Origin of the sequence: Sphingobium aromaticiconvertens (assembly GCF_037154075.1) — a bacterium.
GTDB classification, from domain to species: Bacteria; Pseudomonadota; Alphaproteobacteria; order Sphingomonadales; family Sphingomonadaceae; genus Sphingobium; species Sphingobium aromaticiconvertens.
This window is the reverse complement of sequence record NZ_JBANRJ010000001.1, coordinates 3,216,385-3,241,741: the sequence shown is the minus strand read 5'-3', so window position 1 is coordinate 3,241,741 and position 25,357 is coordinate 3,216,385. Positions and strand designations below refer to the sequence as shown.

At 59.1% G+C, this 25,357-nt stretch carries 19 protein-coding genes and 2 tRNA genes; 14 read left to right on the top strand and 7 right to left on the bottom strand.

What is annotated here, in order from left to right; all coding sequences use genetic code 11:
- Nucleotides 1-15 precede the first annotated feature (15 nt).
- Together WFR25_RS15480 and WFR25_RS15475 are read left to right on the top strand one after the other, a co-directional pair.
- Nucleotides 16-1,116 carry a TraB/TrbI/VirB10 family type IV secretion system protein gene (locus tag WFR25_RS15480; protein WP_473829119.1) on the top strand — a complete coding sequence of 367 codons (1,101 nt, stop codon included), beginning with the start codon at nt 16-18 and terminating at the stop codon, nt 1,114-1,116.
- Nucleotides 1,117-1,118: 2 nt separating this feature from the next.
- Nucleotides 1,119-1,340, top strand: a complete 222-nt coding sequence (locus tag WFR25_RS15475) for a DUF2274 domain-containing protein (RefSeq protein WP_336972146.1) — start codon at nt 1,119-1,121, stop codon at nt 1,338-1,340.
- Here WFR25_RS15475 and WFR25_RS15470 read toward each other — a convergent pair.
- Nucleotides 1,335-2,045, bottom strand: coding sequence for a TetR/AcrR family transcriptional regulator (locus tag WFR25_RS15470; protein WP_336972144.1), 711 nt, complete (start codon nt 2,043-2,045; stop codon nt 1,335-1,337). The genes WFR25_RS15475 and WFR25_RS15470 overlap by 6 nt on opposite strands.
- Before the next feature lie 168 nt (nt 2,046-2,213).
- Here WFR25_RS15470 and WFR25_RS15465 point away from each other — a divergent pair, with 168 nt between their 5' ends.
- The 8 genes from WFR25_RS15465 (at nt 2,214) to WFR25_RS15430 (ending at nt 16,854) form a co-directional block, all read left to right on the top strand.
- The gene (locus WFR25_RS15465; RefSeq protein ID WP_336972143.1) at nt 2,214-3,176 is read left to right on the top strand and encodes a LysR family transcriptional regulator; all 963 of its coding nucleotides are present in this window, start codon (nt 2,214-2,216) and stop codon (nt 3,174-3,176) included.
- 235 nt (nt 3,177-3,411) lie between these two features.
- Nucleotides 3,412-4,302, top strand: a complete 891-nt coding sequence (locus tag WFR25_RS15460) for a BrxR family helix-turn-helix transcriptional regulator (protein WP_473829107.1) — start codon at nt 3,412-3,414, stop codon at nt 4,300-4,302.
- 3 nt (nt 4,303-4,305) lie between these two features.
- Nucleotides 4,306-4,764, top strand: coding sequence for a BREX-3 system P-loop-containing protein BrxF (gene brxF, locus WFR25_RS15455; protein WP_069708693.1), 459 nt, complete (start codon nt 4,306-4,308; stop codon nt 4,762-4,764).
- A gap of 14 nt (nt 4,765-4,778) precedes the next feature.
- Nucleotides 4,779-8,510, top strand: a complete 3,732-nt coding sequence (locus tag WFR25_RS15450; RefSeq protein ID WP_336972139.1) for a DUF6079 family protein — start codon at nt 4,779-4,781, stop codon at nt 8,508-8,510.
- Between the two features lie 34 nt (nt 8,511-8,544).
- A complete protein-coding gene (locus WFR25_RS15445; protein ID WP_336972138.1) occupies nt 8,545-11,340 on the top strand; it encodes a DNA methyltransferase in 2,796 nt (931 codons plus the stop codon).
- Complete coding sequence (locus WFR25_RS15440) at nt 11,337-14,147, top strand: DEAD/DEAH box helicase (protein ID WP_336972137.1); 2,811 nt, start codon at nt 11,337-11,339, stop codon at nt 14,145-14,147. Before WFR25_RS15445 ends, WFR25_RS15440 begins: the two co-directional genes overlap by 4 nt.
- Complete coding sequence (gene pglZ / locus WFR25_RS15435) at nt 14,144-16,141, top strand: BREX-3 system phosphatase PglZ (RefSeq protein WP_336972134.1); 1,998 nt, start codon at nt 14,144-14,146, stop codon at nt 16,139-16,141. The genes WFR25_RS15440 and pglZ overlap by 4 nt, the downstream gene beginning before the upstream one ends.
- Nucleotides 16,138-16,854: a hypothetical protein gene (locus WFR25_RS15430; protein ID WP_336972133.1), complete on the top strand. Its 717-nt coding sequence runs from the start codon at nt 16,138-16,140 to the stop codon at nt 16,852-16,854. Before pglZ ends, WFR25_RS15430 begins: the two co-directional genes overlap by 4 nt.
- 108 nt (nt 16,855-16,962) lie before the next feature.
- Here the strand turns inward: WFR25_RS15430 and WFR25_RS15425 are convergent.
- The 4 genes from WFR25_RS15425 to dapB form a co-directional block, all read right to left on the bottom strand.
- Nucleotides 16,963-17,039, bottom strand: a tRNA-Arg gene (locus tag WFR25_RS15425).
- Between the two features lie 589 nt (nt 17,040-17,628).
- Nucleotides 17,629-18,033: a hypothetical protein gene (locus WFR25_RS15420; protein ID WP_336972132.1), complete on the bottom strand. Its 405-nt coding sequence runs from the start codon at nt 18,031-18,033 to the stop codon at nt 17,629-17,631.
- A 97-nt stretch (nt 18,034-18,130) separates the two neighbouring features.
- On the bottom strand, nt 18,131-18,784 hold the full coding sequence (gene nth / locus WFR25_RS15415) for an endonuclease III (protein WP_336972131.1): 654 nt from the start codon (nt 18,782-18,784) through the stop codon (nt 18,131-18,133).
- A gap of 7 nt (nt 18,785-18,791) precedes the next feature.
- Nucleotides 18,792-19,559: a 4-hydroxy-tetrahydrodipicolinate reductase gene (gene dapB / locus WFR25_RS15410; protein WP_336972130.1), complete on the bottom strand. Its 768-nt coding sequence runs from the start codon at nt 19,557-19,559 to the stop codon at nt 18,792-18,794.
- A 90-nt stretch (nt 19,560-19,649) separates the two neighbouring features.
- Between dapB and WFR25_RS15405 the strand changes: the two genes are divergently transcribed.
- A complete protein-coding gene (locus WFR25_RS15405; RefSeq protein ID WP_336972129.1) occupies nt 19,650-20,351 on the top strand; it encodes an NAD-dependent deacylase in 702 nt (233 codons plus the stop codon).
- Here WFR25_RS15405 and WFR25_RS15400 read toward each other — a convergent pair.
- Entirely contained in the window at nt 20,348-21,367 is a 1,020-nt protein-coding gene (locus tag WFR25_RS15400) for a FecR family protein (protein ID WP_336974912.1), read from the bottom strand. The genes WFR25_RS15405 and WFR25_RS15400 overlap by 4 nt on opposite strands.
- On the bottom strand, nt 21,285-21,890 hold the full coding sequence (locus WFR25_RS15395) for a sigma-70 family RNA polymerase sigma factor (protein ID WP_336972128.1): 606 nt from the start codon (nt 21,888-21,890) through the stop codon (nt 21,285-21,287). The genes WFR25_RS15400 and WFR25_RS15395 overlap by 83 nt, the downstream gene beginning before the upstream one ends.
- 491 nt (nt 21,891-22,381) lie before the next feature.
- Between WFR25_RS15395 and WFR25_RS15385 the strand changes: the two genes are divergently transcribed.
- From WFR25_RS15385 to WFR25_RS15375, 3 genes are all read left to right on the top strand, one after another.
- A tRNA-Leu gene (locus tag WFR25_RS15385) sits at nt 22,382-22,466 on the top strand.
- Between the two features lie 85 nt (nt 22,467-22,551).
- Complete coding sequence (gene tig, locus WFR25_RS15380; protein WP_336972126.1) at nt 22,552-24,156, top strand: trigger factor; 1,605 nt, start codon at nt 22,552-22,554, stop codon at nt 24,154-24,156.
- Nucleotides 24,157-24,298: 142 nt separating this feature from the next.
- A complete protein-coding gene (locus WFR25_RS15375) occupies nt 24,299-25,291 on the top strand; it encodes a glycosyltransferase family 2 protein (RefSeq protein ID WP_336972125.1) in 993 nt (330 codons plus the stop codon).
- Nucleotides 25,292-25,357: the final 66 nt, after the last annotated feature.

Genomic DNA, 25,357 nt, shown 5'->3' with positions numbered 1-25,357 from the left:
ACGAATGCCGCTCCGATGCGCCTGCGCGCCGAGACACCGCGTGTCACTCGCCTGTCGCGCAAGATGCTCGCCGGTGTCGCAGCCGTCGCATTGCTAGGGATCGGTGGGGCGCTGATCTATGCGCTTCAGTCTCGCGATATGAACGGCGGCGGTGAAGAACTCTTTTCGACCGAGAATCGCCCCACGGCGGATGGCCTGTCCGGCCTACCGCGCGATTACACTGGCCCGGCCTTGGGACCGGCATTGCCCGGTGATCTCGGCGGTCCCATCCTTGACGCGCAAAACAGGGGGCAGCCCGTCACACCGCCCGCTATGACGACGCCCGCCCGCGACCCTGCTGAAGAGCGGCGTCTCGCTGAAGAGGAAGCCGCGCGTCTGAGCACGGTCTTCTTCCAGTCCGGGCAGAGAACAGCAGCGACAACAGGCTCTGCAATGCCCGGCCTCGCAGGCCTGGACCTTGGCGGTCAGCCCGCGGCACAGGACCGCCATACGGCTTTTCTCAATGGTCCGGTGGACCGCCAGACCGTTGCCATGGATCGCATCATGGCGCCCGCATCGCCTTACATTCTTCAGGCGGGAGCCGTGATCCCGGCAGCGATGATTACCGGCATCCGCTCCGACCTGCCTGGCCAAATCACCGCGCAGGTCACGGAAAACGTCTACGACAGCCCGACGGGCAGCCTGCTCCTGATCCCGCAAGGCACGCGCATCATCGGCCAGTATGATGCGGGCGTCACCTTCGGACAGCGCCGCGTGCTGCTGGTCTGGAACCGTCTGATCCTGCCCAGTGGCCGCTCCATCGTTCTGGAGCGCCAACCGGGCGCGGACGCTTCCGGCTATGCCGGGCTTGAGGATGGCGTCGATTATCATTGGTGGGATCTGATGAAGGCGGCAGGGCTGTCCACGCTGCTCGGCATTGGCACCGAACTGGCGACCGATGACGACGACCGGCTGATCCGCGCCATCCGCGACGGGGCGCAAGACACGATCAACCAGGCCGGACAACAGATCGTCCAGCGCCAGTTGCAGGTTGCCCCGACCCTGACCATCCGGCCGGGCTTCCCGGTCAGGGTCATCGTCACCCGCGATCTTGTGCTCGAACCCTACAGGAACTGACCATGGCAAAGCTGAAACTTGGACCTATTATTGACGACAAACCGGTCAAACTCACGCTAGAATTGCCGGGGCCGCTCCATCGTGATCTCGTTGCCTATGCCGAGGTGCTGGCCCGAGAAACCGGGCAGCCCGCCACCGATCCCGTCAGGCTGATCGTGCCGATGCTGGAGCGGTTTATTGCCACGGATCGGGGCTTTGCCAGCGCCAGAAGAGGCTGCTCATGATGCGGGAGGCCTATCAGGACAAGTCGCCGCGATGATCTCCATGAGCGTGTCGACCGCCTTTTGCGCCGTGTCCCATTTAGCGGACTGATCCATTTCCCGGTTTTGAAGGGTGAGGCTCACCGCGCCGTGTACCGTTGACCAGAACATGAAGCTGTAGCGGCTGAGATCCATGTTAGGCAAAAAGCCTTTGTCCTGAGAACAGCGAAGTCCCGTCAGCAATAGATGCAATACCTGACGTCCAGCTTCGCTCGACCATGGGTCGTCGCTGACCCCGAGCCTCGGCGGCGGTGTGAACATCAGCCGGTACAGGGTGGGGTTTTCCAGGGCAAAGCGGACATAGGCATAGCTCCCATCACGCAAATAGCCGAATGGATCGCCGCGCATCTGATCGAAGACGACCAGCTTTTCTCTGTAGAGCCGGTTGAAACCTTCATCCCGAACGGCGCGCAGCAAGGCGCTCTTGTCGTGAAAGTGGCCGTAAAGCGCTGGCGCCGTGCAGCCTATGGCATGCGCAACCGCGGTCAGCGGTACGTCGAGGTCGCCGCGCTCCGCTAGCAGCCGGATGGTTTCGTCGACTGCGCGACGAGCAATATCAAGTTTTTGCTCCTTCCGGGGGCGAGCCATGGACATCCTGTCCCAACTGATCGTGAAAACTAAACGCGATTTACTTTTTTCGTTGACGGGGCGGATGTCAACAAGCAGCATTTCGGTAACTGAACGCCGTTTAGTTTGAGAATATGCGGAGAGGCGATGAGCGCGCGCAGATTCAAGCATCGTGGCGCGTGCATCGAAAGTGGAGCGTGCAGGCCGCTTTTTGCGCCGATGGTGGCGGGGTATTCGCCAGAAACCGAACACGGTTCAGGGTGATACGCCATGACTGCGATCCGGAACAATCGGGCCTCGCCTGATGATGCCCTCACGAACATTGTTGAGGGGAATGGCCGCAAGTCCGCAGTCCGGCTGCACCAGTTGCGATATTTTGTTGCTGCCGTCGACTATGGGAGCTTCCGCAAGGCCGCTGCGGCGCTTGCCATCCAGGAGTCTTCCATCAGCCGGCGAATCCGTGATCTCGAAGACGAACTGGGGGCGTCGCTTTTCGTGCGATATGCTGGCGGGGTGCGATTGACCGTCGCCGGGCGGGAATTCCTGCGCAATACCCGCCATGCTCTTCGCCAGATCGACATCGGGGTGACCAAGGTGGCAGCGGTCGGCCGGGCGGAGCAAGGGCTGGTCAAAGTAGGGATATTCTCGTCCCTCGCGTCAGGATTTCTGTTCGATTTGCTGCGTGCTTTCGGGTCGCGTCACCCGAAGGTGCAGCTCGACATCATTGATGGCAGTCCGCCTGAACACGTCGCTGCGGTTCGCAATCTCAATCTCGATGTCGCATTCATAACGGGCATGCCGGCTTGGGACGGTTGTGAAGCCGAGCACCTGTGGTGCGAGAAAGTCTTTCTGGTGCTGCCCGACGATCATCCTTTGGCAGATAAGCCCGACCTCGGCTGGGCCGATTTGGCCTCGGAACGGTTCATCGTGAGCGACGGTGCGCCGGGGCTGGAGATTCACGAATATCTTGTCGCACGACTTGCGGGTCTCGGCCGCAAAGTGGAGATTCAAACCCAACAGGTCGGGAGAGACAACATCCTGTCGCTGGTTGCGGTCGGCCAAGGCCTCACTCTGACGAGCGAAGCGACGACCGTCGCGCAGTTTCCGGGGATCGCCTACCGGGAACTAGCGGGGGAGGTTTTGCCATTCAGCATGATCTGGTCCGCCATAAACGATAATCCTGCATGCCGGCGACTGTTGAGTCTGGCTCGGGCTGCTAGCAAGCAGGCATGAAACGCCGTCGCCGGTAACCGCGGCCACACAATCCACGTGGCTCACGCGCCCTTCGGCCATGCGGCCATATATAGGGGCGCGACAGCGCTGATTCCCCATGGTGACAGGCATCATTCCTCATATGTTTGTTCACCGATTCCAATTGATCTTCCACCGTTGCTTGGATAGTAAGATTGAAGGTCCAGAAACTGTGCCTGCATAGTTTCGATATGGATCATGTCACTGGGAGTGCGCGGTGGGGGCGGAAAAGCCAGATCTCAGGTGGGGCGTAGAGCGTCGGTTCGAATTCATCGAGTTCCGTCTGTTTTGGGATGGGCATGTGAATCGCAGCGATCTGATGGATACGTTTGGCGTCTCGGTGAACCAGGCGTCTACCGATCTGAATCGGTACATCGGTATGGCTCCAGGCAACATGGCCTACGATAAGAGCGCCCGAACCTACATCCGGGGAACCGAGTTCCAATCCCTTTTTCTGAAACCGGATGCCAGCCGCTACCTCTCTCAGCTGCGCTCGGTCGCCGACGGTATTCTTGACCGTGATGAGGCATGGATGGGCCAATTCCCGTCCTACGACGCGGCACCGACCCCCGCGCGAGGAGTCAATGTCAAAACACTGCGCTCGGTCGTGGCCGCAATTCGGCGGTCCGAGGCGATCGAGGTCAAGTACCAGTCGCTATCCCAGCCGGAGTCACGCTGGCGCTGGATCGCGCCACATGCGATCGCATTCGACGGATTTCGTTGGCACGCGCGGGCCTTCTGCTTCACTGACCAGCTCTTCAAGGACTTCCTCCTTTCCCGGATCATTGAAACGCGTGGCACAAAGCCGAGCGGTGTCGGGGCTGATGCGGACGCCGATTGGAATGACCAGGTAACTTTGGAAATAGGGCCGCATCCGGAGCTGTCCGACACACAGCAGAAAGTCATCGCCCTCGATTATGGTATGCGCGGGGGTAGCGCCAAGATCCCTGTGCGGAAGGCACTTCTCTATTACGCCCTCAAGCGGCTGGGCCTAGACACCGATCCATCTGCGCGGCGTCCGCAGGATCAGCAAATCGTGCTGCTCAACGGCGCGCTGCTCGACCCCAGGGCGAAGGCTCAGGCATCCGCCTATCGGATGAATGGTTGAACGATGATCGAGAAACTGGATCGCCTTGTCGAGGATATATCGGGTCTTAACAGCAAGTTGGTAATCTTGATCGGACCACCCCGGTCTGGCAAGAGCGATTTCCTCGGGCAGTTGGCCACGCGTCGGCAAGCACGTGTTCTAAACGTCGGCGCCGCGCTTGGTCGCGAGTTGCTTACAGTACCGAGCACCAGAAGACATTTGCATGCGGCAGACCTGCTGAAGGAACTCGCAGATAGATTTTCCAGTCGCGGGCTCTTGCTCGTGGACAACATCGAGCTGCTGTTCGATCGTACGCTGCAGCTCAGCCCGCTAGATTTACTGAAGCGACATGCTCATGCGCGTCGCGTCATTGCGGTGTGGCCAGGAGATCTTCGGGACGACCGACTTTCCTACGCCACGACAGAACATCCAGAACATCAGGACTATGGCATCGACGGCCTGGTCCCGTTCAAGATTCATTGAAGGGGGAACACGGGATGCCGATGCGTTATGGCGATCTCATTCAATTCGAGCCGATCGAGTCGGTCATTCAGCTTCTGGACGCTAACCGCCCGGATGAGGCGAAGAAGCTTGTATCGACCTACGTCATTTCCGACGACATGGCCGAACGGATAGCGAAGCAAATGATCCCCCAGCTCTCGTTCGACGAGGCTGTGGACCACAAGGGCGTACTAATTGTCGGCAACTACGGGACCGGTAAGTCGCACCTGATGTCGGTGCTCTCGCTGGTTGCTGAGGACGCGGCCTATGTCCCGATGATCCGCCATCCGAAAGTAGCCGAGGCCGCCGAGGCGATCGCGGGCAAATTCAAGGTTCACCGGATCGAGATCTCCAGCCAGATGTCCTTGCGGGACATCATTACGCAACAGCTTGAGGTATTCCTCGAAAAGCACGGCGTCAGCTATTCCTTCCCCCCAGCGGACAAGGTCATCAATAACAAGGCTGCCTTTGAGGAGATGATGGCGGCATTCGCAGAGGTCCACCCGAACCACGGCGTCCTCCTCGTGGTCGACGAGTTTCTTGAATACCTGAGATCCCGAAAGGATCACGATCTGGTTCTTGATCTGTCGTTCTTGCGTGAGATCGGCGAGGTCACAAAGCATCTCCGCTTTCGGTTCGTCGCCGGCGTTCAGGAAGCGATCTTCGACAGCAGCCGATTCCAGCATGTCGCTGATAGCCTTCGTCGTGTGAAGGATCGTTTCACGCAGATACTGCTTGCCCGCCAGGACGTCAGCTTCGTGGTGGCCGAACGCCTCCTTAAAAAGACGGCAGATCAGCAGAACAAGATTCGCGCCTACCTTACGCCATTCGCCAAATTCTATGGCTCGATGAACGAGCAATTGGATGAATACGTCAGGCTTTTCCCGGTGCATCCGGACTACATCGGAACTTTCGAGCGGCTTGTATTTACCGAAAAACGCGGTGCTCTGGTTACTCTCCGGGATCAGATCCAAGCCATCCTCAACGATGAGGTGCCCGATGATCGACCAGGGCTGATCGGTTACGACAAGTTCTGGGAGACGGTCACATCAAACTCCGTGCTGCGCGCAGATCCGAACATCGGACCGGTGCTCAAGGTGTATGAGGTGCTGTCGGAGCGGGTGAAAAAAGCGTTCACGCGTCCTGCATACAGGCCGATGGCCATCCGGATTATTGACGGGCTTTCGGTCCATCGCCTGACAACGGGTGGTGACATCTATGTTCCCGTAGGCCCAACCGTCGAGGAACTCCGCGACACGCTCTGCCTTTTCCAGCCCGGCATCGAAGACATGGGCGGAGAGCCGGAAGCCGACTTGCTGTCCCTTGTTCAGACCGTCCTGCGGGAGACGCTGAAGACCGTCAACGGCCAGTTCATTTCCAAAGCACCGGACACTGAGCAGTACTATCTCGATCTGAAGAAGGACGTTGACTATGACGCCCAGATTGAGAAGCGGGCTGAAGCCCTGTCCGATGATGCGCTGGATCGTGCCTATTACAATGCAATCCGGCAGTTAATGGAGCGCACCGACGAGACGAGCTACGTCACCGGCCATCAGATCTGGCAATACCAGATCGAGTGGCAGGATCACCGCGTCGAGCGCAGTGGCTATCTCTTCTTTGGTGCTCCGAACGACCGGCCGACGGCCCAGCCCGAACGAGATTTCTACATTTATTTCATTCAGCCGTTCGAGCCCCCGCGGTTTCGCGACGACCACAAGGCGGACGAGGTTTTTTTCCGGCTCAAAGGCCTCGACGACGCGATCCGTCGTCACCTCTCCTTCTACGCTGCGGCTCAGGATCTTGCCTCCACAGCCAGCGGTGGGGCGAAGTCCATCTACCTCGACAAGGCCAAAGACGCCCTGCGCGACATGAGCAAATGGCTGCAGGAAAAGCAGATGTCGGCCTTCGACGTCACCTACCAGGGCAAGACAAAGTCCCTGCAGGAGTGGACCAAGGGCGTCTCGCTGCGTGATAAGGCCCGGCTTGGGCCGGAGGAGCGGATCAACTTCCGCGACGCCGTAAACGTCATCTCCGGCCTCGCACTGAATAATCAGTTCGCTGAGGTCGCGCCCGAATATCCGACATTCGCCGCGCTAGTGACCGAGGCAAACCGGAAGCAGCTCGTCGGCAACGCTCTGCGCGCGCTGGCGGGCGGAAACCGCACGAAAGACGCAGTTGTCATTCTTGACGGGCTGGAGATGCTCGATGGTGATCGTATCGATCCCACGCGGTCCAAGTACGCACAGGAGGTGCTAGCCCGACTGAATGCAAAGGGGCATGGCCAGGTCCTGAATCGCGGCGAACTGGTCAGCGGCGATGCTGACGTTGAGTATTTCGCGCCGATTAAATTCCGCCTTGAGCCAGATCTTCTGGCCACCGTCCTCGGCGGATTGGTCTACGCGGGCGACATCGTCTTGGCGATCACCGGCGACAAGATTGACTCCGGCAAGATCACGCTGCTTGCCGAGCGGCCCCTCGATGAGCTGAAGCAGTTCAAACACGTTGAGGCGCCGAAGGAAATCAATGTTGCCGTCCTCCGCTCGCTGTTCGAGGCTTTGGGCCTGCCGCCCGGGCTCGCTCAACAGGCGACGCAAGGCTCGGACGAGCCTGTCAAACGCCTCCAGGAGGAAGTCAGCAAACTGACGCGGCGTGTTCTCAGCGTAACTACGGACATGACCGGCAGGTTGAGCTTCTGGGGTCAACCGCTTTTGCGGGATGAAGAGATCCGCGATTGGCGCACCAAACTTGATGCGCTGAAGGCTTTCTCCGAAAGCCTGGCGCCCTATAACACAGTCGGCAAGCTCAAGAATCTTCGCTTTGGTGCTGATGACATCGCGGCCCAGAAGAAGAACCTCGAAGTTCTGGAAACTGTCGAGGGGATGCTGGAGCTGGTCACCGAACTCGGTGCCACAGCCAGCTATCTGTCGCAGGCCGAGATGGTCCTATCAGCGGATCACGCCTGGGTGAAGCAGGCGCAGGAGACCCGAAAGCAGCTCCTCGACAAGCTCGCGTCGGATCGAACAGCGCAGCATGCGAGCGAATATCGGCAGACGCTTGCCCGCCTGAAGAAGGATTACATCACCGCCTATGTCGGGCAGCATAGCAAGGCGCGCCTTGGGGTTTCTGAAGACAAGACGAAATCCGCGCTCCGCAAAGACTCGCGGTTGGCCGCGATGCGGGCGCTGGCGGGCATCTCGCTTATGCCGACCAGCCAGCTGACCAGCTTCGAAGAGAAGCTGGATAAACTGAAAAGCTGTGCCTCGCTGATCGATTCCGAACTCTCGGCATCACCGGTTTGCCCACATTGCAACTTCCGCCCGGCGAACGAGCAGGGTGATCTGCTTCCGGCCGCCAACCTCCTGAAACAGCTCGATGACGAGCTTGACCGTCTTTTGGAAGGGTGGGTGCAGACGCTGGTCGATAACCTCGAGGATCCGATCATCCAGTCGAACTTTGAGCTGCTGAAGGACTCGTCGCGCAAGATCGTCACCGGCTTTGCCGAAACGAGAACTCTTCCCGAGTTCGTCACGCCTGATTTCATCGCCGCAGTTCAAGAGGCACTATCCGGTCTCGAAAAGATCGACGTCACCGGCGAGGACATCCGGAAGGCGCTGCTCCAGGGCGGATCGCCCGCCACACCAGAGGACCTGCGCAAGCGGTTCGAAATATTCCTGAACGACCGCTGCAAGGGCAAGGACACCACCAAACTACGCTTCGTGGTTGAGTGACTGCCCGCCAATCCATCCAGAAAGAGACGAACCGATGAATGACCAACTAAAGATGGAGAGCGGGAAGATCAGCGGCCAGGTCGAGTGCCTTGGAATGACCTTCCCGAGCGAAGACGCACGTCGAGAACATTTCGTGAGGCTGCTGGCTGAGAAGCTGAAGGATCAGGCGTTCCGGGGCCAGGAGGGATTTCCGCAAGGGACGGATGAAGCGATCTTGGCCATGTCAGATCCGCCCTATTACACAGCCTGCCCCAACCCTTGGATGGAAGATTTCATCACCCACTATGGCAGAGGCTCGCTCGAGAGAGATGAATACTTTCGACTGCCGTTCTCTGCTGATGTAACCGAAGGCAAAAATCATCCGATTTACAATGCGCACAGCTATCACACCAAAGTGCCGCACCGGGCGATCGTTCGATACATGATGCATTATACAAACCCAGGCGATGTGGTGCTGGATGCTTTTGGCGGAACAGGCATGACAGGTGTTGCCGCTGCTGCCTGTGGAAATTCCCGTGAACTGGCGGAGTGTGGATATATTGTTCTGGGGGACACGGCAAAAGACCAGTCGGGAGAATCATCAAAGATCGGCCCGCGCAACGCAATTATTTCAGACTTATCTCCGATCGCTACATTCATCTCCTCAAATCTGAATCGCCTGCCAGATTCTGCTGCCTTAATCGAGGCAGCCAACCAAGTCCTTGAGAGCCTGAAGGAAACCGAGGACAATCTGTATTCGACCCGAACCGAGGACGGTCGTCCCCGTGGACGCATCAATTATCTGGTTTGGAGCGATTGCTACACCTGCCAGGAATGCGGCTCAGAGTACGATTACTGGAGCGAAGCAGTAGAATTGGGATCTGGAGAGGCGAAGAAAACGTTTCCCTGTCCGGGCTGTGGGGCGACGCAGAACACTAGAAATTTGCAACGTGCATATACTAACTTCATGGACCCCATCCTCGGAACTCCCGTGAGGTTGATGAAACAAATCCCGGTTCACATCAATTACTTTAACGAAAAGGGAAAAAAGGCGCGTGGTCGCCTCACGAAAAATGACTTCGAGCAAGCCATGAGTATGCCCGATCTCACCAACGAGGCCAGATGGTGTCGGGCCATAGAGCTCCCGAAAGGTGACAGATACAGGCGAGATGCGTTTGAAGACAAAGGTGTTAGTCACGCACACCATTTCTACACATGGAGAAATCTAAAGGCAATATTTTCGCTTCTTGAGGCGATCCGGATGTCAAATTTCGAGCACGAAATTAAGCAAGCGCTTTTGTTTGTCGTGACGTCGTTTGCAGATAGGAACGGAACAAAAAGAAATAGGTTTGTGATTAATAAATATAATCCAAGCGGGAGGATAAATGGCCCTATGGCGAATACTCTTTATCTTCCTAATCTTTTTTGCGAAGTAAATATATTTGATCTATTTAGAGAGAAGCTAAAAGATGTCGTTAGCGCTTGCCAATCTAGAGTTGGTCGCGCGCCAATTTTGATCAGTACGTCTAGCGTCACCAGAATCCCAATTTCGGATAATTCTGTCGATTATATTTTCACTGATCCGCCGTTTGGCCACAATATTCAATATTCAGAGCTAAATCTATCGCTTGAGGCAATACTCGGGGTGGTTACTTGCTCCAGTAAAGATCTTGTGGTGAACGAAGTTGTCGAAAAGGATATAAATTTCTACAGGAAACTGATACGGAAGGCGTTTTCTGAGTATTATAGAGTACTTAAGCCAGGTCGATGGATTACGGTTGAGTTTTCAAACACTCAAGCGGCAATTTGGAACAGTATCCAAACAGCACTTTCCGAAAGTGGGTTTGTGATCGCCGCAGTGGCAGCGCTAGACAAGACAAGGGGGGGGATGCACTCAACTCTTGGCGTGACTGCTGTCAAACAGGATCTGGCGATCACAGCTTACAAGCCAAGCCAAGCTCTGGAAGCGCAAGTCTCTACTGCGGGCAATCCGTCCGAGACAGCCTGGAGTTTCGTCGAGGACCATCTCGGAAAGCTCCCGGTCGTTCGATCAAGAGGGCGAGATATCCAGTACGTTGCCGAACGAGATCCTAGAATTCTTTTTGATAGGATGATCTCGTGGTTCGTCCGCCACAACGTTCCCGTCCCGCTCTCAAGCCAAGAGTTCCAGGAAGGTCTCCGCCTAAGGTTTTCTGAGCGAGACGGCATGGTTTTCCTGCCCGAGCAAGTGGCTGAGTACGACCGGAAGCGGGCTCAAGCAGCGCAGGCGCCGCAGATGGAACTGTTTGTCTCCGACGAGCGGTCCGCTATCGACTGGCTGACAGATTTCCTGCGCAAACGGCCCTCGACCTATCAAGAGGTGCATCCCGAGTTCACGACCCAGCTTGGTGCTGGCTGGAAGAAGCATGAGGAGAGGCCGGAGCTTTCAGCTTTGTTGGAGGACAACTTCCTCCGCTACGACGGCAATGGCGACGTGCCTAGCCAGATCCACAGCTACCTATCTACGAACTACAAAGATCTGCGCAGTCTGGAGAAGGAAGACCCGCGGCTGAAGGGCAAGGCGAAAGACCGCTGGTACGTGCCCGACCCGAGCAAGGCGAAAGACTTGGAACAAAAGCGCGAACGGGCGCTGCTGAAGGAATTCGAGAGCTACAAATCCGCCCCCGGCCGCCGGCTCAAGGAGTTCCGGCTCGAGGTTTTGCGTGCGGGCTTCAAGACCGCGTGGGCAGCAAAGGACTACAAGACCATCATCGGCATCGCCGGGAAGATCCCCGATGAGGCGCTGCAGGAGGATGAGAAGCTGCTGCTCTGGTACGACCAAGCGCTCACGCGCATGGAGGCTGATGCGTGACGCATGCAGGTACCGGACATGGCATCGGCGGGTGGTGCTGGCATGAGCGACATGCCGCACCCTGCCGTGTCGTCGACAGGGAGGAGATCTGGGGCGAGACCGCCTATCGGGTCTGGCTACCCGGCAAGGATGCCGTCGTCCGCGCTCGTTCGCGCGACCTGAGCCCGCTCGATTCCATCCAGCCCACGGTCGAGCACATTCTCCATACCGCAGCGGCAGCAAAACTGCTGGATGCGCTGGAGGACAACCTTCTGCTGGCGCCGATCCAGTCGAGCGTCGTGCCGCTGCCGCACCAGCTCTACGCGCTCAACCGAGCCATGAGCCGGGACAGGATCCGCTATCTGTTGGCGGACGAGGTCGGCCTTGGCAAAACGATCGAGGCCGGGCTGATCCTTCGCGAGTTGAAGCTGCGCGGCATGGCGCGGCGGTTCCTCGTGGTGGCGCCCAAGGGCTTGGTTCGCCAATGGCAGGCCGAGATGCGGTTGCATTTCGGCGAGACGCTGCAGTTCGTTGAGCCGTCCGAGCTGTCGGCCTTCCGCCAATGGCGAAGCGAGGAAGAAAACCTGTGGCGTCTGCACGATCAGGTCATCTGCTCGCTGGACTCGGTAAAGCCAATGGAAGGTCGGCGTGGCTGGAGCGCCGAGCAGCTCAGCACCTATAACCGTGAGCGTTTTGAGGATCTGGTCTCAGCGTCCTGGGATCTGGTCATCATCGACGAAGCGCACCGAATGGGCGGCAGCACGGATCAGGTGGCGCGCTACAAGCTGGGCGCGGCGCTCGCAGAAGCTGCCCCTTACCTACTGCTGCTGTCGGCAACGCCACATCAGGGGAAAACCGACCAGTTCCATCGGTTGATGCAACTTGTTGACCGAGATTCCTTCCCGGATGAGAGCAGCATCAACAGCGACCGTGTCCGCCCGTTCGTGATCCGGACCGAAAAGCGCGCGGCGATTGATGCGGAAGGCCAGCCCCTGTTTAAGCCGCGCATGACGCGACTTCACGCGGTAGCATGGTCCGAGAGGCATGCTGCACAAAGGCAGCTTTACGAAGCCGTGACCGATTATGTGCGTCATGGTTACAATCAGGCAATGGCAGCCAAACAGCGGCATGTCGGTTTCCTGATGATACTGATGCAGCGATTGGTGACATCGAGCACAGCTGCCATTCGCACCACACTGGAAAAGCGCCAGGCGCTCCTCGATCAGCCGCAACTCCAAGCCTCGTTGTTCGACGGTGCCGATGTCGATGAATGGGCTGAATTGGACGGGCAGACGCAGGTGGACATCGCCGTGCAGGCGAGAGGCTGGGAGACGGAGAAAGCCGAGGTCGAAACACTTCTGAACCTCGCGCGTGCGACCGAAGGCCAGGGCACCGACGCGAAGGCCGAAGCGCTTCTCGAGCTGATCTACAAGTTGCAACAGGAAGAAAATGATCCCGCACTTAAGGTGCTAGTGTTCACTGAGTTCGTGTCGACGCAGGCGATGCTGGTCGAATTCCTGGAAAGCCGCGGCTTCTCGATTGCCACCCTGAATGGCGGCATGGACCTCGATGCCCGCGCCAAGGCGCAGCAGGCTTTTGCGCGCGACGTGCGCATCATGATCTCGACCGACGCTGGCGGCGAAGGCCTGAACCTTCAGTTCTGCCACGTCATCGTCAACTTCGACATGCCGTGGAATCCGATGCGGGTCGAACAACGCATAGGCCGCGTCGATCGCATCGGCCAGCCCCATGTTGTGCGGGCGTTCAACTTTGTTCTCGAAGATACCGTCGAGCACCGCGTCCGGGAGGTGCTCGAGACCAAGCTAGCGATAATCGCGGAGGAGTTCGGCGTCGACAAGGCGGCGGACGTGATGGACTCGGTCGAGACTGAGCCGTTGTTCGATGAACTGTTCGTGCAGGGTCTTCAGAACCCCGATGCCATCGAAAGTGAATGTGATGCGGTCGTCTCGCAGCTTCGATCGACCATCGCGGAAACCCGCAAAAGCAGCGAGCTTTTGTCGGATAGCCACGAGCTTGATGCGGACGATGCTCGCAAATGGCGGGACCATCCAGCGCAGTTCTGGCTGGAGAGGGCGATCACCACCGGGTTGCCCGCGCGTGGCGGAAGTGCTGTCAAAGAAGGCGACGCATGGCAGGTTCGTTGGGCGGATGGCAGCGAGTCGGCAAAGGTCTGCTTCGACGCGAGAACAGCGGAAGAGCGGCCGGACATCGAATGGGTCACGCTCGAAGATCCCCGCGCCCGGGCAGTTATCAGCGATCTGCCGCGCCACGTTTCAGCTCAGCCTTTGGCAACAGTCCGGATTACGGGACTTCCTGACAGTGTCCGCGGCGTGTGGTCGCTTTGGGAAATCAGCCTGTCCGCTGATGATTTTAGCCGACGGCGTTTCCTGTCCGTGTTCGTCAACGACGAAGGTCGAACCTTCCTGCCAACAGCTAAACGCATCTGGGATCTTCTTTTGACGGAACAGGTCGAGCCGGTTGGATCGATCGCTGCGGAAGATGCTGACGGGTTCGCTCGCTCAAGGGGTGCCGCTCTTGCGCAGGGCGAGCGCATGTTCACCGATCTGGTTGAGGAACACAGGACCCGCATTCAGGAAGAGCGTGAACGCGCGAAATACGCCTACGACGCCCGACACCAAGCCATCGGCCGCGTTGGCCTGCAGACTGTTCGGGATTTCCGCCGCAAGCGCCTCCAGGCTGATCACGATGCCCGCATGACGCAGCTTGATGCCGCAGATGCCTATATCCCGGATCTCAATGCCGTACTCATGTTGCGCGTCGGCGAAGCAGCCCCCGGTGCATCATGAGCGCTTGGACCAACCGCATATTGCAGGAGTTCCCTGCGGACCTGTCTCGCTTCTGGATTGCTTGCGACCCCGACGATCTCCTGTTGGATGAGCGCGTCCTTCACGACCTTCGGGAGCGGGGTTTCGAGGTGCTGCCGTTTGAGGATCCGGTTGCCTTTAGGGCTGAATACGAGGAGCGCTACCGGGCCGCTTGGGATCGAGGTGAAGAAGGGTCTTCAAAAGCGCTGGTCCTGCAGCTGTGCGGAACCGATTTGGATACACTGCCTTGGGACTACGTCCGTATGGGGCGCAAAGTCAGCCTGAGCTTGGCCGATCTAATTCCAAGGCTGAGCTATGGAGTAATCCGACAGGTCGATTCGGAGTATCATGAAGTCCTGTTCCTGGCACACAACAAGCATGCAACTCAGCCACTCGGGGAAGGCGAAACCAAGAACTTCATCCTTACTCACATCTTTCGCATCAGCCCCTATTTGCTCAACAGACCCGAGGATTTCTGGCGGGAGGTTCTGAGGCTCCATTACCGGGGAGCTGGGCTGCCGGATCTGCTCGCCAAACATGTTGCGGCAATATTGAAAGACACGCCCCTCGGCGACCTGCCTATCGTAGAGCTGCTTTCATCGAAGAGCTACATGGTGCGTGCGGTGCAGAATGCCTGGAGTCGCTTTCTGTCGCAGTACGGGATCCAGAGCGATCGCACTTCGAATGACGACGCGGCGGAGGCGCGACCAGAGGTTTCGGTCCCGTTTGAGCATCCAGATGTAAAGGTCATCGTTGACACGATGTTCCTCGAAGGAGCGCTACAGCCTGTCCGCGCACATGACTTGCCTCGCGATTTGCCGGAATGGATTAAGGTTGGGTTGGTTGACGATCCCCGGGCGCTCGGCGAACTCATATCGGAAGGCGCAAAGAGGATTGCCGCGGACTTGCCAGCCGTCGAAGCATCGTATCGAGACTGGGTCGAAATGGCGCGGCGCCTGGGTGAGATTATCGCGCGCTTCAATGGTTTGAACGCAGGAACAGTCGAGCCCATTCAGCAACAGATCCACGCGCTACAGCGCGCCGCAGACGATCGGCTGAAGGACTGGCTCTTTCACCATTACGCGGACCTGCCGTCTCTTCCGGCCGCGAAAGGTCCGGTGATGGTTCATCACGTGCCACGATATCTAGCCTTACGTCGGAACGCCGGTGAGGATCGGGTGGCGCTTCTCGTATTCGACGGCTTGGCGATGGATCAGTGGATCCAAATCCGAGAATATTTGGTGGCACGCCTACCCGACTTTTCCGCAGATGAGGGCGGATGCTTCGCATGGCTTCCGACTCTGACCTCCGTCTCACGACAGGCTTTATTCTCAGGTCTCAAGCCGCGTGAATTTTCGAACTCGATTGAGACAACGTCCCAGGAGCCATCTCTGTGGACGCGCTTCTGGCAGGAGAATGGTCTTCGTAAGCCAGATGTCGTTTATCAGAAGGGCTTGAAGAGGACGGAGCAATTGGCCGACCTAGAGGAGGCTATTGCCAGGCCCAATGTTAAGGTCGCCGGGATAGTCGTCGACATGATCGATGAAATCGTTCACGGCGCGATGCTCGGCAAGCGTGGTATCGCCGGGCAAATCAGCGCATGGTGCGACACTGGATTCGTCGAAAAGTTGTTCCTGCTCCTCGCTGAGCATGGATATCAAATCTACCTAACTGCCGATCACGGGAACGTCGACGCGGACGGCATTGGCCGGATCAATCAGGGGGTAGTGACCGAGCTGAAAGGTGAACGGGTCCGAACTTACCGCAGTGAGGCGCTGGCGGCGTCAGTACCATCCGACATCGATGCCTTCCGTTTCGATAGCCCAGGCCTACCGCCTGATTTCTTGCCGCTGTATGCAGCGACCAGGGGCGCTTTTGTTCCAAAGGGAGACCAGATCGTCGCGCACGGCGGAATCTCGGTGGAAGAGTTGATTGTTCCTTTCGTCAAAATTGAGATCGCGAAGAGGACGTCATGAGCTCGCCGTCGCCACAAATAGGCTTCGATCGTTTCATCCAGTTAGATTGGGCGACGGCTGCGCTGCGTGTCAGAACGGGCGTAGCCACAACCGATGATCTCTCGGATCTCCTAGATTCCGCGCATGCGGGAGCAGCCGCGAAGAAGAAGACGAAAACTGTACTCAACCGCTTGTGGTTGGAACCGCGGCCGGATCTTGTTGAATTTGCTGATCGCGGCATCGAATTATATCGCGAGGCACCAGATGCGACCGTTTTCCCCCTGACTTGGGGCATGGCCATCGCAACATATCCGTTTTTCGGGAAGGTAGCGGAGATTGTTGGTCGTCTGACGGCGCTGCAGGGCGACTGCACGTCCGCTGAAGTCCACAGGAGAATGGCCGAGATTTACGGGGAACGAGAAGGCACTCGCCGCATGACGAATATGGTCCTCCAGTCACTGGCGAACTGGGGCGCTATTACCCGTACCGAAAGGGGCAAGGTGATCCTACGCCAGACGCCGGTCAAACTACTGGGATCTTCCGTAGTCGCTTGGCTCGTCGAAGCGTGCTTGCGATATACTAGCTGTGCACTCTCGGTAACAAATATCGAGTCCAGCCCATTCATTTTCCCGTTCGACCTTGGTGGCTCCACCGCATACCTTATTTCGCGGTCGAGCGCGCTTGAAGTACGGGTTGACAGCGGGAGCAATCAAATCGTCGACCTGGTGCGATGAACGCTTCCGCGGGCGCCTGCCGAAACGTGCTCGTGCGATATGTCACCAGTTTGGTTATGAAATAATGGGGAGCTAGGCTCGACCCATAAAGCCAACCCTTAAGGAGGGTGGCGCACCCGACAGGATTCGAACCTGTGACCTACGGCTTCGGAGGCCGTCACTCTATCCAGCTGAGCTACGGGTGCATCAATGTTCAGATAGTATCCGCGATTGAGCAGGGTCAATCCCGAAACCAGATTCTCGAATCGGCGCTCTTGGTGCAGGTCCGAAGCCTGCCAAATTCCGCCGTTCGCGCTCTACAACCTCCTTCAAGTTTGCTTCCGTGGTGCTTCCGCGACCCAGAGAGCGGTTTTCATGCTTCCGTCGATTTCCGCCAACTACTTGGCTTTCCTCGATTTTTTAAACACCCACAACAAGAACTCTTGACTTAGCGTTGCCTTCGGAGGGCAGTACTCTATCCAGCTGAGCTACGGGTGCATGAGGCTAGAAGCCCTATGAAAAGTACCGAAAAACGTCAATCCGCAGTCTAGCGACGTTGGTGAGTTTTTGGTGAGTTAATTAATCGGACCTTTCTTCGATCTTTGCAAGCAACGGAAACTATTATATAAAAACCCTGCCTTGACGGAGGAGTGCAGCCTTCGGAGGGCAGCGCTCTATCCAGCTGAGCTACGGGTGCACAGTGGAGGAGCGCCGCTTAGCAAAGGGCGATGCGCAGCGCCAGCGGCAAAATCATGCCGCTCGAGAAAAGAAGGGAGGGCCGGAAAAGGCCGATCCTTATTTGGCTGCCTTCTCCATCGGCTGAAACTCGCCAAGGCCACAGCTGGCGCCGCGTTGCAGGTTCGGACTGGAATAGAGCACCGTGATGATGTCGACCGAGCAGAGCTGCGACAGCGACGTCTTGTAGGCAAAGCGTCGCTCGAACCCCAGGCTGGGGCAGGATTGCGGCAGGGTGTTGCGATAGATTTTCCGACCGTTCGTCACAAAATCGATGGTCCGGTCATCGCGCACATCGGTGGAGCGGATCGAACTGAGCGGAATGCAACTGACGGCCTTGCCCGACTCGACATAGGGATCGACCTTCTTTGCCGGAGTGGCTGCGCCTGCGGTGAGGGACACAGCGAGAGTGGCGGCAGCGAGGGCCGCCAGCGCGGTGGCGCATTTATAGAGCGTGGGAGTCATCTGGCCTCTCCTTCGATGGTCATAAAGAAGGACGGCGCACGGGCGCCGGTCCCGTTTTACTTTTCTAACACAGGCTGTCTGAACGGAATAATAACAGTCAGGCGCCGGGCTTTCCCGGCGATGGCGTTTTTGGCTTGTAGCGACATAGATCCGCGACGATGCAGCGCCAGCATTCTGGGCGCCGCGCCTTGCACACATAGCGGCCATGCAGGATCAGCCAGTGATGGGCATCCCGGCGAAAGGGCTGCGGTACATGCTTGTCCAGCTTCAGCTCGACCGCCAGCGGCGTCTTGCCGGGGGCAAGGCCGGTGCGGTTGCCGATGCGGAAAATATGGGTGTCGACCGCGAAGGTTTCGGCCCCGAAGGCAGTGTTCATCACCACATTGGCGGTCTTGCGCCCGACACCGGGCAGGGTGGTCAGCATGTCGCGGTCCGGGGGCACTGCGCCGCCATGATCACGGACCAATATCTCCGACAGGGCAATCACATTCTTCGCCTTGGCGTTGAACAGGCCGATGGTCTTGATATGTTGTTTCAGCGCCTCTTCACCCAGTGCGACCATCTGTGCGGGCGTCTCTACCTCACGGAATAGCGCGCGGGTCGCCTTGTTGACGCCCACGTCGGTCGACTGGGCGGACAGGACGACCGCGACCAGCAACTGATAGTCGTTGCTATAGTCCAGCTCCGTGCGCGGGGCGGGATTATCCTCGGCAAGGCGGCTGAAAAAGTCGAAGATCTGGGCCCTGTTCATGGCGGTGTCAGAGGCCCAGCACGCCCTTCATATCATAGCGGCCGGGCGGCTGGGTAGCGAGCCAGCGCGCTGCCTTCACCGCGCCGCGTGCGAAGATGACGCGGTTTTCGGCACGATGGCCAATTTCGATCCGCTCGCCCTCCGCCGCAAGTATCACCTGATGATCGCCCGCGACCGATCCGCCGCGCAGGGCCGCAAAGCCGATCGCACCGCGCGCTCGCGCACCGGTGATGCCATCGCGGCCACGTTCGCTGTGGTCAGCCAGGGTAATGCCACGCCCGCGCGCAGCCGCTTCGCCCAGCAGCAGGGCAGTACCGGAGGGGGCATCGACCTTATGCTTATGATGCATTTCGACGATTTCAATGTCCCAGTCATCGCCCAGGCGCGCGGCGGCTTGCTCGACCAAGGCGGCGAGCAGATTGACCCCGAGCGAAGTGTTGCCGGTCTGGAGCACCGGAATCAGCCGGGCGGCCTCGTCGATCAGGGCATGATGGACCGCTTCAAGGCCCGTCGTGCCGACCAGCAGCGGCTTGCGCGCAGCGATGCAGGCGTCGAGGTGGCCGGAGAGCGCGCCAGGTACGGAGAAGTCGATCAATACGTCGCTTGCTTCCGCCAACGCCAGCGGATCGTTGCCGATGGGGAGGCCGGGCGCGATGTCGCTGCCATCGGGCGAATGGTCGGTGCCGCCCGCGACGCGCAGGTCCGCTTCGCTCGCCGCCTGCGCGATGGCCCGCCCCATGCGGCCCGCCGCCCCGAAAATACCTATGCTGGTCATGTGCCCGTTCGATCCTGTTACCTGTCCTGCCGCCGATGCCAGAGCGGGGCGCGCTTGTCATCCCGCGATACACGCCGCTAGGGTCGGGGGATGAACCCGGATATCCGAAACATCGTCATCCTCACCGGCGCGGGCATTTCTGCCGAGAGCGGGCTTGCCACCTTTCGCGGGCCTGATGGGCTGTGGGAGGGGCATCGGGTCGAAGATGTGTGTACGCCAGAGGCGCTGTCGCGCGACCCGCTGCTGGTGCATCGATTTTATGACGAGCGTCGGGCGAAGTTGACGGAAGTTGTGCCCAATCCGGCGCATGAGGCACTGGCGATGCTGGATCACGCATGGCCGGGTGATTTGCTGATCGTTACCCAGAATGTCGATGACCTGCATGAGCGGGCGGGGGCGCGACGGCTGATCCATATGCATGGGGAATTGCGCTCTGCCCTTTGCGCGGCCTGCGGCAAGGCGATGCCATGGGAAAAGGCGTTGCCATCCGGCAGTATCTGCGACGGGTGCGGGAAGGCGGCGCTACGGCCCGACATCGTCTTTTTTGGCGAGATGCCCTATCAGATGGATGCGATCGACACGGCGTTGCGGCGCGCGGATATGTTCGTGTCGATCGGCACTTCGGGCGCGGTCTATCCCGCCGCCGGGTTCGTGCAGACTGCCGCTCATGTCGGCGCGCGGACTTTGGAACTCAATCTGGACCCGTCGGCGGGCAGTATCTATTTTGAGGAAACGCGTTTGGGTGCAGCCAGCCTGTTGGTGCCGGAGATGGTGCGCGACCTGCTGGCCTAGGGACTATTGCCGCCTCCATCCGCCGAGTCGCGGTAGAGCAGCATCACCGAACCATCCTCCCCCTTCACTGCGCGGACGGGCAGGCTCGCCTGGAGCGCGGAGAGGAATTCCTGGCTGTCGGTGGTACGAAAACGTCCACCCAGCCGCAGCGCAGAGACGCGGGTGTCGCCGATCAGGATTGGCGCCGTGCGGTAGCGGTTGAATTCGCTGGCCGCCTGTTCGACGGTTTCGCCGTCCATCTCGATCATCTGCTCTCGCCAGGCGGTGCGCTGGCTGACCAGCCGGGGGCCAAGGCTGGTGAGTGTGATGGCGCGTGGCTGAATCACCGCGCCGTTCCCGGCGGCGACCTTCCGCAGCGCACTCGCGCCGCAGCGCACGGATACGCTGCCGTGCGTTACCGTCAATTCGACCAGCGCTGTTCGCATACGGATGTTGAAGGCTGTGCCCACCGCGCGAATCACGGCCGAACGCACCTCTACCTCAAACGGGCGGAGGGTGTCGTGGGCGACCTCGAAGGACGCTTCCCCCTTCATGATGCGGACCTTTCGGCCATTATCGGTGAATCGCACCTCGGCTTCGCTGTCGCTGTTGAGGTGTAGCACCGATCCGTCGGCAAGGGCGACGTCCCGTATCTCGCCGATGGCGGTTTCATAACGGTCGACGCCGCTGAATGTGCGGACGGTGACGACCGCGGCGACGATGAATAGCAGTATGGCGATGCCGGCCGCGATCATGATGTTGCGGGATATGCGCCGCTGATCTTCTTCGCTGATGATCGTTTCTGGCGGCGGCAGGGTGACGTCGGCCGCGCTGGATTTCAGTCGCTCGGCCGCGTCCCAGCCCATTTCGGCACGGGCAAAGGCAACGGCGTGGCGCGGATCAGCCTCTATCCACGCGCATATTTCCGCTTCGTCCTGCGGGCTTGGCGCGCTGTTAAGCCTGGCCAGCAGGCGCGCGGCCTGTGCCTCGATCCCTTCCCTGTCCTCTAAGCTTGAACCTGGTCCCGACGCCTGCACGTTCGAAGTCCGTTTCCTCACGTTCTGCCCAGGCCCGCATAACTATGCCGATGGCTTTGGCCAGATGTTTTTCAACTGTAGAAACGGACAGAGACATTTCGTCCGCTATTTCCAGCATCGATTTTTCATGTACGCGTCGCAGAATGAAGACCCGGCGGCACTGGGTAGGCAGCGAATCGACGATGGTCTGGACCTGTCGAAGTGCCTCCCGCGCATGAAGCTGCGCCTCCACATTATGATCGCCCTGGAGGAGTTCAAGGTCGGCGATCGTTTCAAAGCTGACCACCTTGTTACGGCGGGCGGTGTCGATCACCAGGTTGCGGGCGATGGTGAAGAGGTAGGCGCGACCTGTCGTCACATTCTCCCAATTTTCCGTGGCATAGGCGCGGGTCAAAACCTCTGCGACCATATCCTCCAGTTCATGGGTGGATGGTAATATACGGCGCAGGCGACCGCGTAGCGCGGCCTCCTGTGGCAGAATGACTGTCTTGAACCAGTCCAGTTTTGCGCGAACCTGTTGCACGTCGACCCCCGTTTATCGTCAGCCGTGCCTCTCCTGCTTTTTTATATCTGTAACATTTCAATCATGGATTCACGAAGCTGTCCAGCGCTGGTCATTGTAAATTTTCTCATACAACCCATCGAACGCAGTTTTCGTGCAGAAATCTGTGGATATCTTGCAACTATTTGCAGTGGTCTGGCTAACTCGTAGGGAATTCCGGCGGCGATCGGTTCGGTTGGTCGTAATCGGGGCCTTGCGGGGTGATTTCCGGCGGCTCCCTCACCGGACTCTCGTCCGGGCTGAAGGGCGGGGGCGTTTCGGGCGGCGACTGCGGCTCGATCGTGTCGGGGGCCGGTATGCCGTCGGGGTTCGGGTCGGGCTGGGTGGCCATTGCATATCTCCTTGTCAATACTACCCTACGCGCCAGCCATGAAGGCGGTTCCGCCGACTTATCCACATGTGCCTTGCCACTGACGGCGCTTTTCTCTATGCCGCGCCGACCGGCGACCAATGCGGGCGTGGCGAAACTGGTAGACGCGCCAGATTTAGGTTCTGGTATCGCAAGATGTGGGGGTTCGAGTCCCTTCGCCCGCACCAGTCGCGCGCCATGCAAATTCATGGGCGTCGCATCTGGACGGAAGCCACCGAGATTCAGCTTTATATAAGGCGTTTGAGAGAAGAGATGCAGACTGTCGAGACGTTGAACGAGGGCCTGAAGCGCGCCTATACCCTGACCATCACGTCGAAAGATATCGACGCTCGCGTGGACAAGGAAGTGGCCGCGATGGCGCCGCAGATCAAGATGCCCGGCTTCCGCCCCGGCAAGGTCCCCGCCAATCTCGTGAAAAAGATGCATGGCGAATCATTGCAGCGCGACGCGCTCAACAATTCGATCCAGGACGGCATCCAGAAGCTGATTGCCGACCAGAAGCTGCGCCCCGCGATGCAGCCTTCGGTCGATCTGGACGAGGGTTTTGAGTTCGGCAAGGACGCCGAGATCAAGGTCGCCCTGGAAGTGCTGCCTGAGATCGCCGCACCCAGCATCGACGGCTTGAAGCTGGAGCGCCTGACCGCCGAAGTGGGCGATGCGCAGGTCGAGGAAGCCGCCGGCCGCATCGCTGGCCAGCAGAACGCTTTTGAAGCCTTCCCAGCTGCGCACAAGGCGAAGGATGGCGACACGGTCGTCGTCGATTTCGTCGGCAAGGTCGATGGCGTCGCTTTCGACGGCGGCACTGGCGAGGACATGAAGGTGAAGATCGGCTCCGGTAGCCTGATCCCCGGTTTTGAAGAGCAACTGGTCGGCGTAAAGACCGGCGACGAGAAGGTTCTGAACGTGACCTTCCCCGACGATTATGGTGCAGAGAATCTGGCCGGAAAGCCCGCCACCTTCGACATCGTCGTCAAGTCGATTCTGGACAGCGACAAGCCCAAGGTTGACGACGAGTTCGCCAAGTCGCTTGGCCTGGAAGGCATCGACCAGCTCAAGGATCTGCTCAAGGGTCAGATCGAGCAGGAGCATAACGGCCTGACGCGCACCTATATGAAGCGCAAGCTGCTCGATCAGTTGGCTGCCTCGCATGATTTCGACGTGCCGCCGAGCATGGTCGAGGCCGAGTTCAATCAGATCTGGGCGCAGCTTCAGCATGAAGCGGGCCATGAGGAAGATCCAGAAGCCGCTCTGGCGGAGATGGAAGCCGAGAAGGACGATTATCGCGGTATCGCCGTGCGTCGCGTCCGTCTGGGCCTGCTCCTCTCGGAAATCGGCCAGGCCAATGGCGTCACCGTTTCCGATCAGGAAATGAACCGCCTGATCATGCAGGCTGCGCAGCAGTACGGCCCGCAGGATCGCGAGCGTTTCGTGCAGTACGTCCGTCAGGACCCGATGGCCGCGGCCCAGTTGCGTGCGCCTCTCTATGAGGACAAGGTCGTCGACTATCTGTTCGAGAAGGCCGAAGTGACCGACAAGACCGTGACCCGCGAAGAACTGGAAGCGGCGATCGAAGCCGGTGAAGAGGGCGAATTGAAGCCCCATGTTCACGGCCCCGATTGCGGCCATGACCATGACGAAAAGCCCAAGGCTAAGAAGGCTGCGCCCAAGAAGAAGGCGGATGACGCTGCCGAGGCGCCTGCAGCCGAGGAAGCACATGCGAAGAAGCCAGCGGCCAAGAAGACCGCGGCCAAGAAGGATGAGGCTGTAGCCGAGGCGGCTCCGGCCGAAGAGGCTTCCGCCGAGGAAAAGCCCAAGAAGAAGGCGGCGCCGAAGAAGGCCGCCGCCAAGGCGGAGTAACCGGCCCTTCAGTTCGTCAAGCAAAACGCCCGGCCTCCTCGCGAAGTCGGGCGTTTCGCTATATGGCTGACGAAATGTTAAACATGTCGGCGCATGACGGACGAACAGCGGTCGCAATGGACAAGGCGACGAAGGAACGGCGATGAAGGAATTTCCGGCGATCGGGACAGAGCGGGGAAGCATGGGGGGGGTGACCATGGGGCCGCGCATCGCGGTGATTCTGCCCTGCTATAATGAAGCAGAGGCGATTGTGCAGACGGTGGAGGATTTCCGCCGCGCCCTGCCGCAGGCTGACATTTATGTCTTCGACAACAACAGTTCGGACACCAGCCGGGAACTGGCTGCTGCCGCTGGCGCGATCGTCCGCCGCGTGACGCAGCAGGGCAAGGGCCATGTGGTGCGCCGCATGTTCGCTGATATCGACGCCGACATCTATGTGATGGCCGATGGCGACGCGACCTATGAGGCGCAGGCCGCTCCGGCGATGGTTGGCGCAATGCTGGCCGATAATCTCGACATGGTCGTGGGCTGCCGCAAGTCACAGGAAGAGGCGGCGTATCGACGCGGCCATCGTTTGGGCAATGCCGTGCTGACCGGGTTGTTGAAGCAGCTTTTCGGCCGCAGCTTCACCGATATTCTATCGGGTTATCGGGTCTTTTCCCGTCGTTTCGTCAAGAGCTTCCCGGTCCTGTCGGCGGGGTTCGAGATTGAGACGGAGATCAGCGTCCATGCGCTGGAACTGGCGATGCCGGTTGCCGAAGTGACGACCGCCTACGCCGCCCGGCCGGAGGGGTCTGCCAGTAAACTCAGCACCTATCGTGACGGCTGGCGCATCCTGCGGACGATCATCACCCTCTATCGGATCGAGCGGCCGGTGCTCTTCTTCGGGGCTTTCGCCGCGATTCTGGCGCTGGCGGGATTGATTCTAGCCGAACCGCTGATCGTGACTTATATCCAGACGGGGCTGGTGCCGCGTTTCCCGACCGCCATATTGGTGACGGGCCTGATGATATTGGCGACGTTGAGCGGAATGTGCGGCCTGATCCTCGACACGGTCGTGCGCGGGCGGCGGGAGGTAAGGCGGCTTGCCTATCTGGCCTTCCGCGCGCCATCTGACCACGCCATGCGACCCTGAATCAGGCGGCGCACCAACCGGCGATCACTCAGCATAACCATCCAGCGTAAACGCCCCCTTGAACAG

Excerpts from the sequence above, each read along its gene's own strand:
- WFR25_RS15480 (WP_473829119.1), top strand. The coding sequence starts at position 16 with ATGCGCCTGCGCGCCGAGACACCGCGTGTCACTCGCCTGTCGCGCAAG.
- WFR25_RS15475 (WP_336972146.1), top strand. The coding sequence starts at position 1,119 with ATGGCAAAGCTGAAACTTGGACCTATTATTGACGACAAACCGGTCAAA.
- WFR25_RS15470 (WP_336972144.1), bottom strand. The coding sequence starts at position 2,045 with ATGCTGCTTGTTGACATCCGCCCCGTCAACGAAAAAAGTAAATCGCGT.
- WFR25_RS15465 (WP_336972143.1), top strand. The coding sequence starts at position 2,214 with ATGACTGCGATCCGGAACAATCGGGCCTCGCCTGATGATGCCCTCACG.
- brxF (WP_069708693.1), top strand. The coding sequence starts at position 4,306 with ATGATCGAGAAACTGGATCGCCTTGTCGAGGATATATCGGGTCTTAAC.
- WFR25_RS15450 (WP_336972139.1), top strand. The coding sequence starts at position 4,779 with ATGCCGATGCGTTATGGCGATCTCATTCAATTCGAGCCGATCGAGTCG.
- WFR25_RS15445 (WP_336972138.1), top strand. The coding sequence starts at position 8,545 with ATGAATGACCAACTAAAGATGGAGAGCGGGAAGATCAGCGGCCAGGTC.
- pglZ (WP_336972134.1), top strand. The coding sequence starts at position 14,144 with ATGAGCGCTTGGACCAACCGCATATTGCAGGAGTTCCCTGCGGACCTG.
- WFR25_RS15430 (WP_336972133.1), top strand. The coding sequence starts at position 16,138 with ATGAGCTCGCCGTCGCCACAAATAGGCTTCGATCGTTTCATCCAGTTA.
- WFR25_RS15420 (WP_336972132.1), bottom strand. The coding sequence starts at position 18,033 with ATGACTCCCACGCTCTATAAATGCGCCACCGCGCTGGCGGCCCTCGCT.
- nth (WP_336972131.1), bottom strand. The coding sequence starts at position 18,784 with ATGAACAGGGCCCAGATCTTCGACTTTTTCAGCCGCCTTGCCGAGGAT.
- dapB (WP_336972130.1), bottom strand. The coding sequence starts at position 19,559 with ATGACCAGCATAGGTATTTTCGGGGCGGCGGGCCGCATGGGGCGGGCC.
- WFR25_RS15405 (WP_336972129.1), top strand. The coding sequence starts at position 19,650 with ATGAACCCGGATATCCGAAACATCGTCATCCTCACCGGCGCGGGCATT.
- tig (WP_336972126.1), top strand. The coding sequence starts at position 22,552 with ATGCAGACTGTCGAGACGTTGAACGAGGGCCTGAAGCGCGCCTATACC.
- WFR25_RS15375 (WP_336972125.1), top strand. The coding sequence starts at position 24,299 with ATGAAGGAATTTCCGGCGATCGGGACAGAGCGGGGAAGCATGGGGGGG.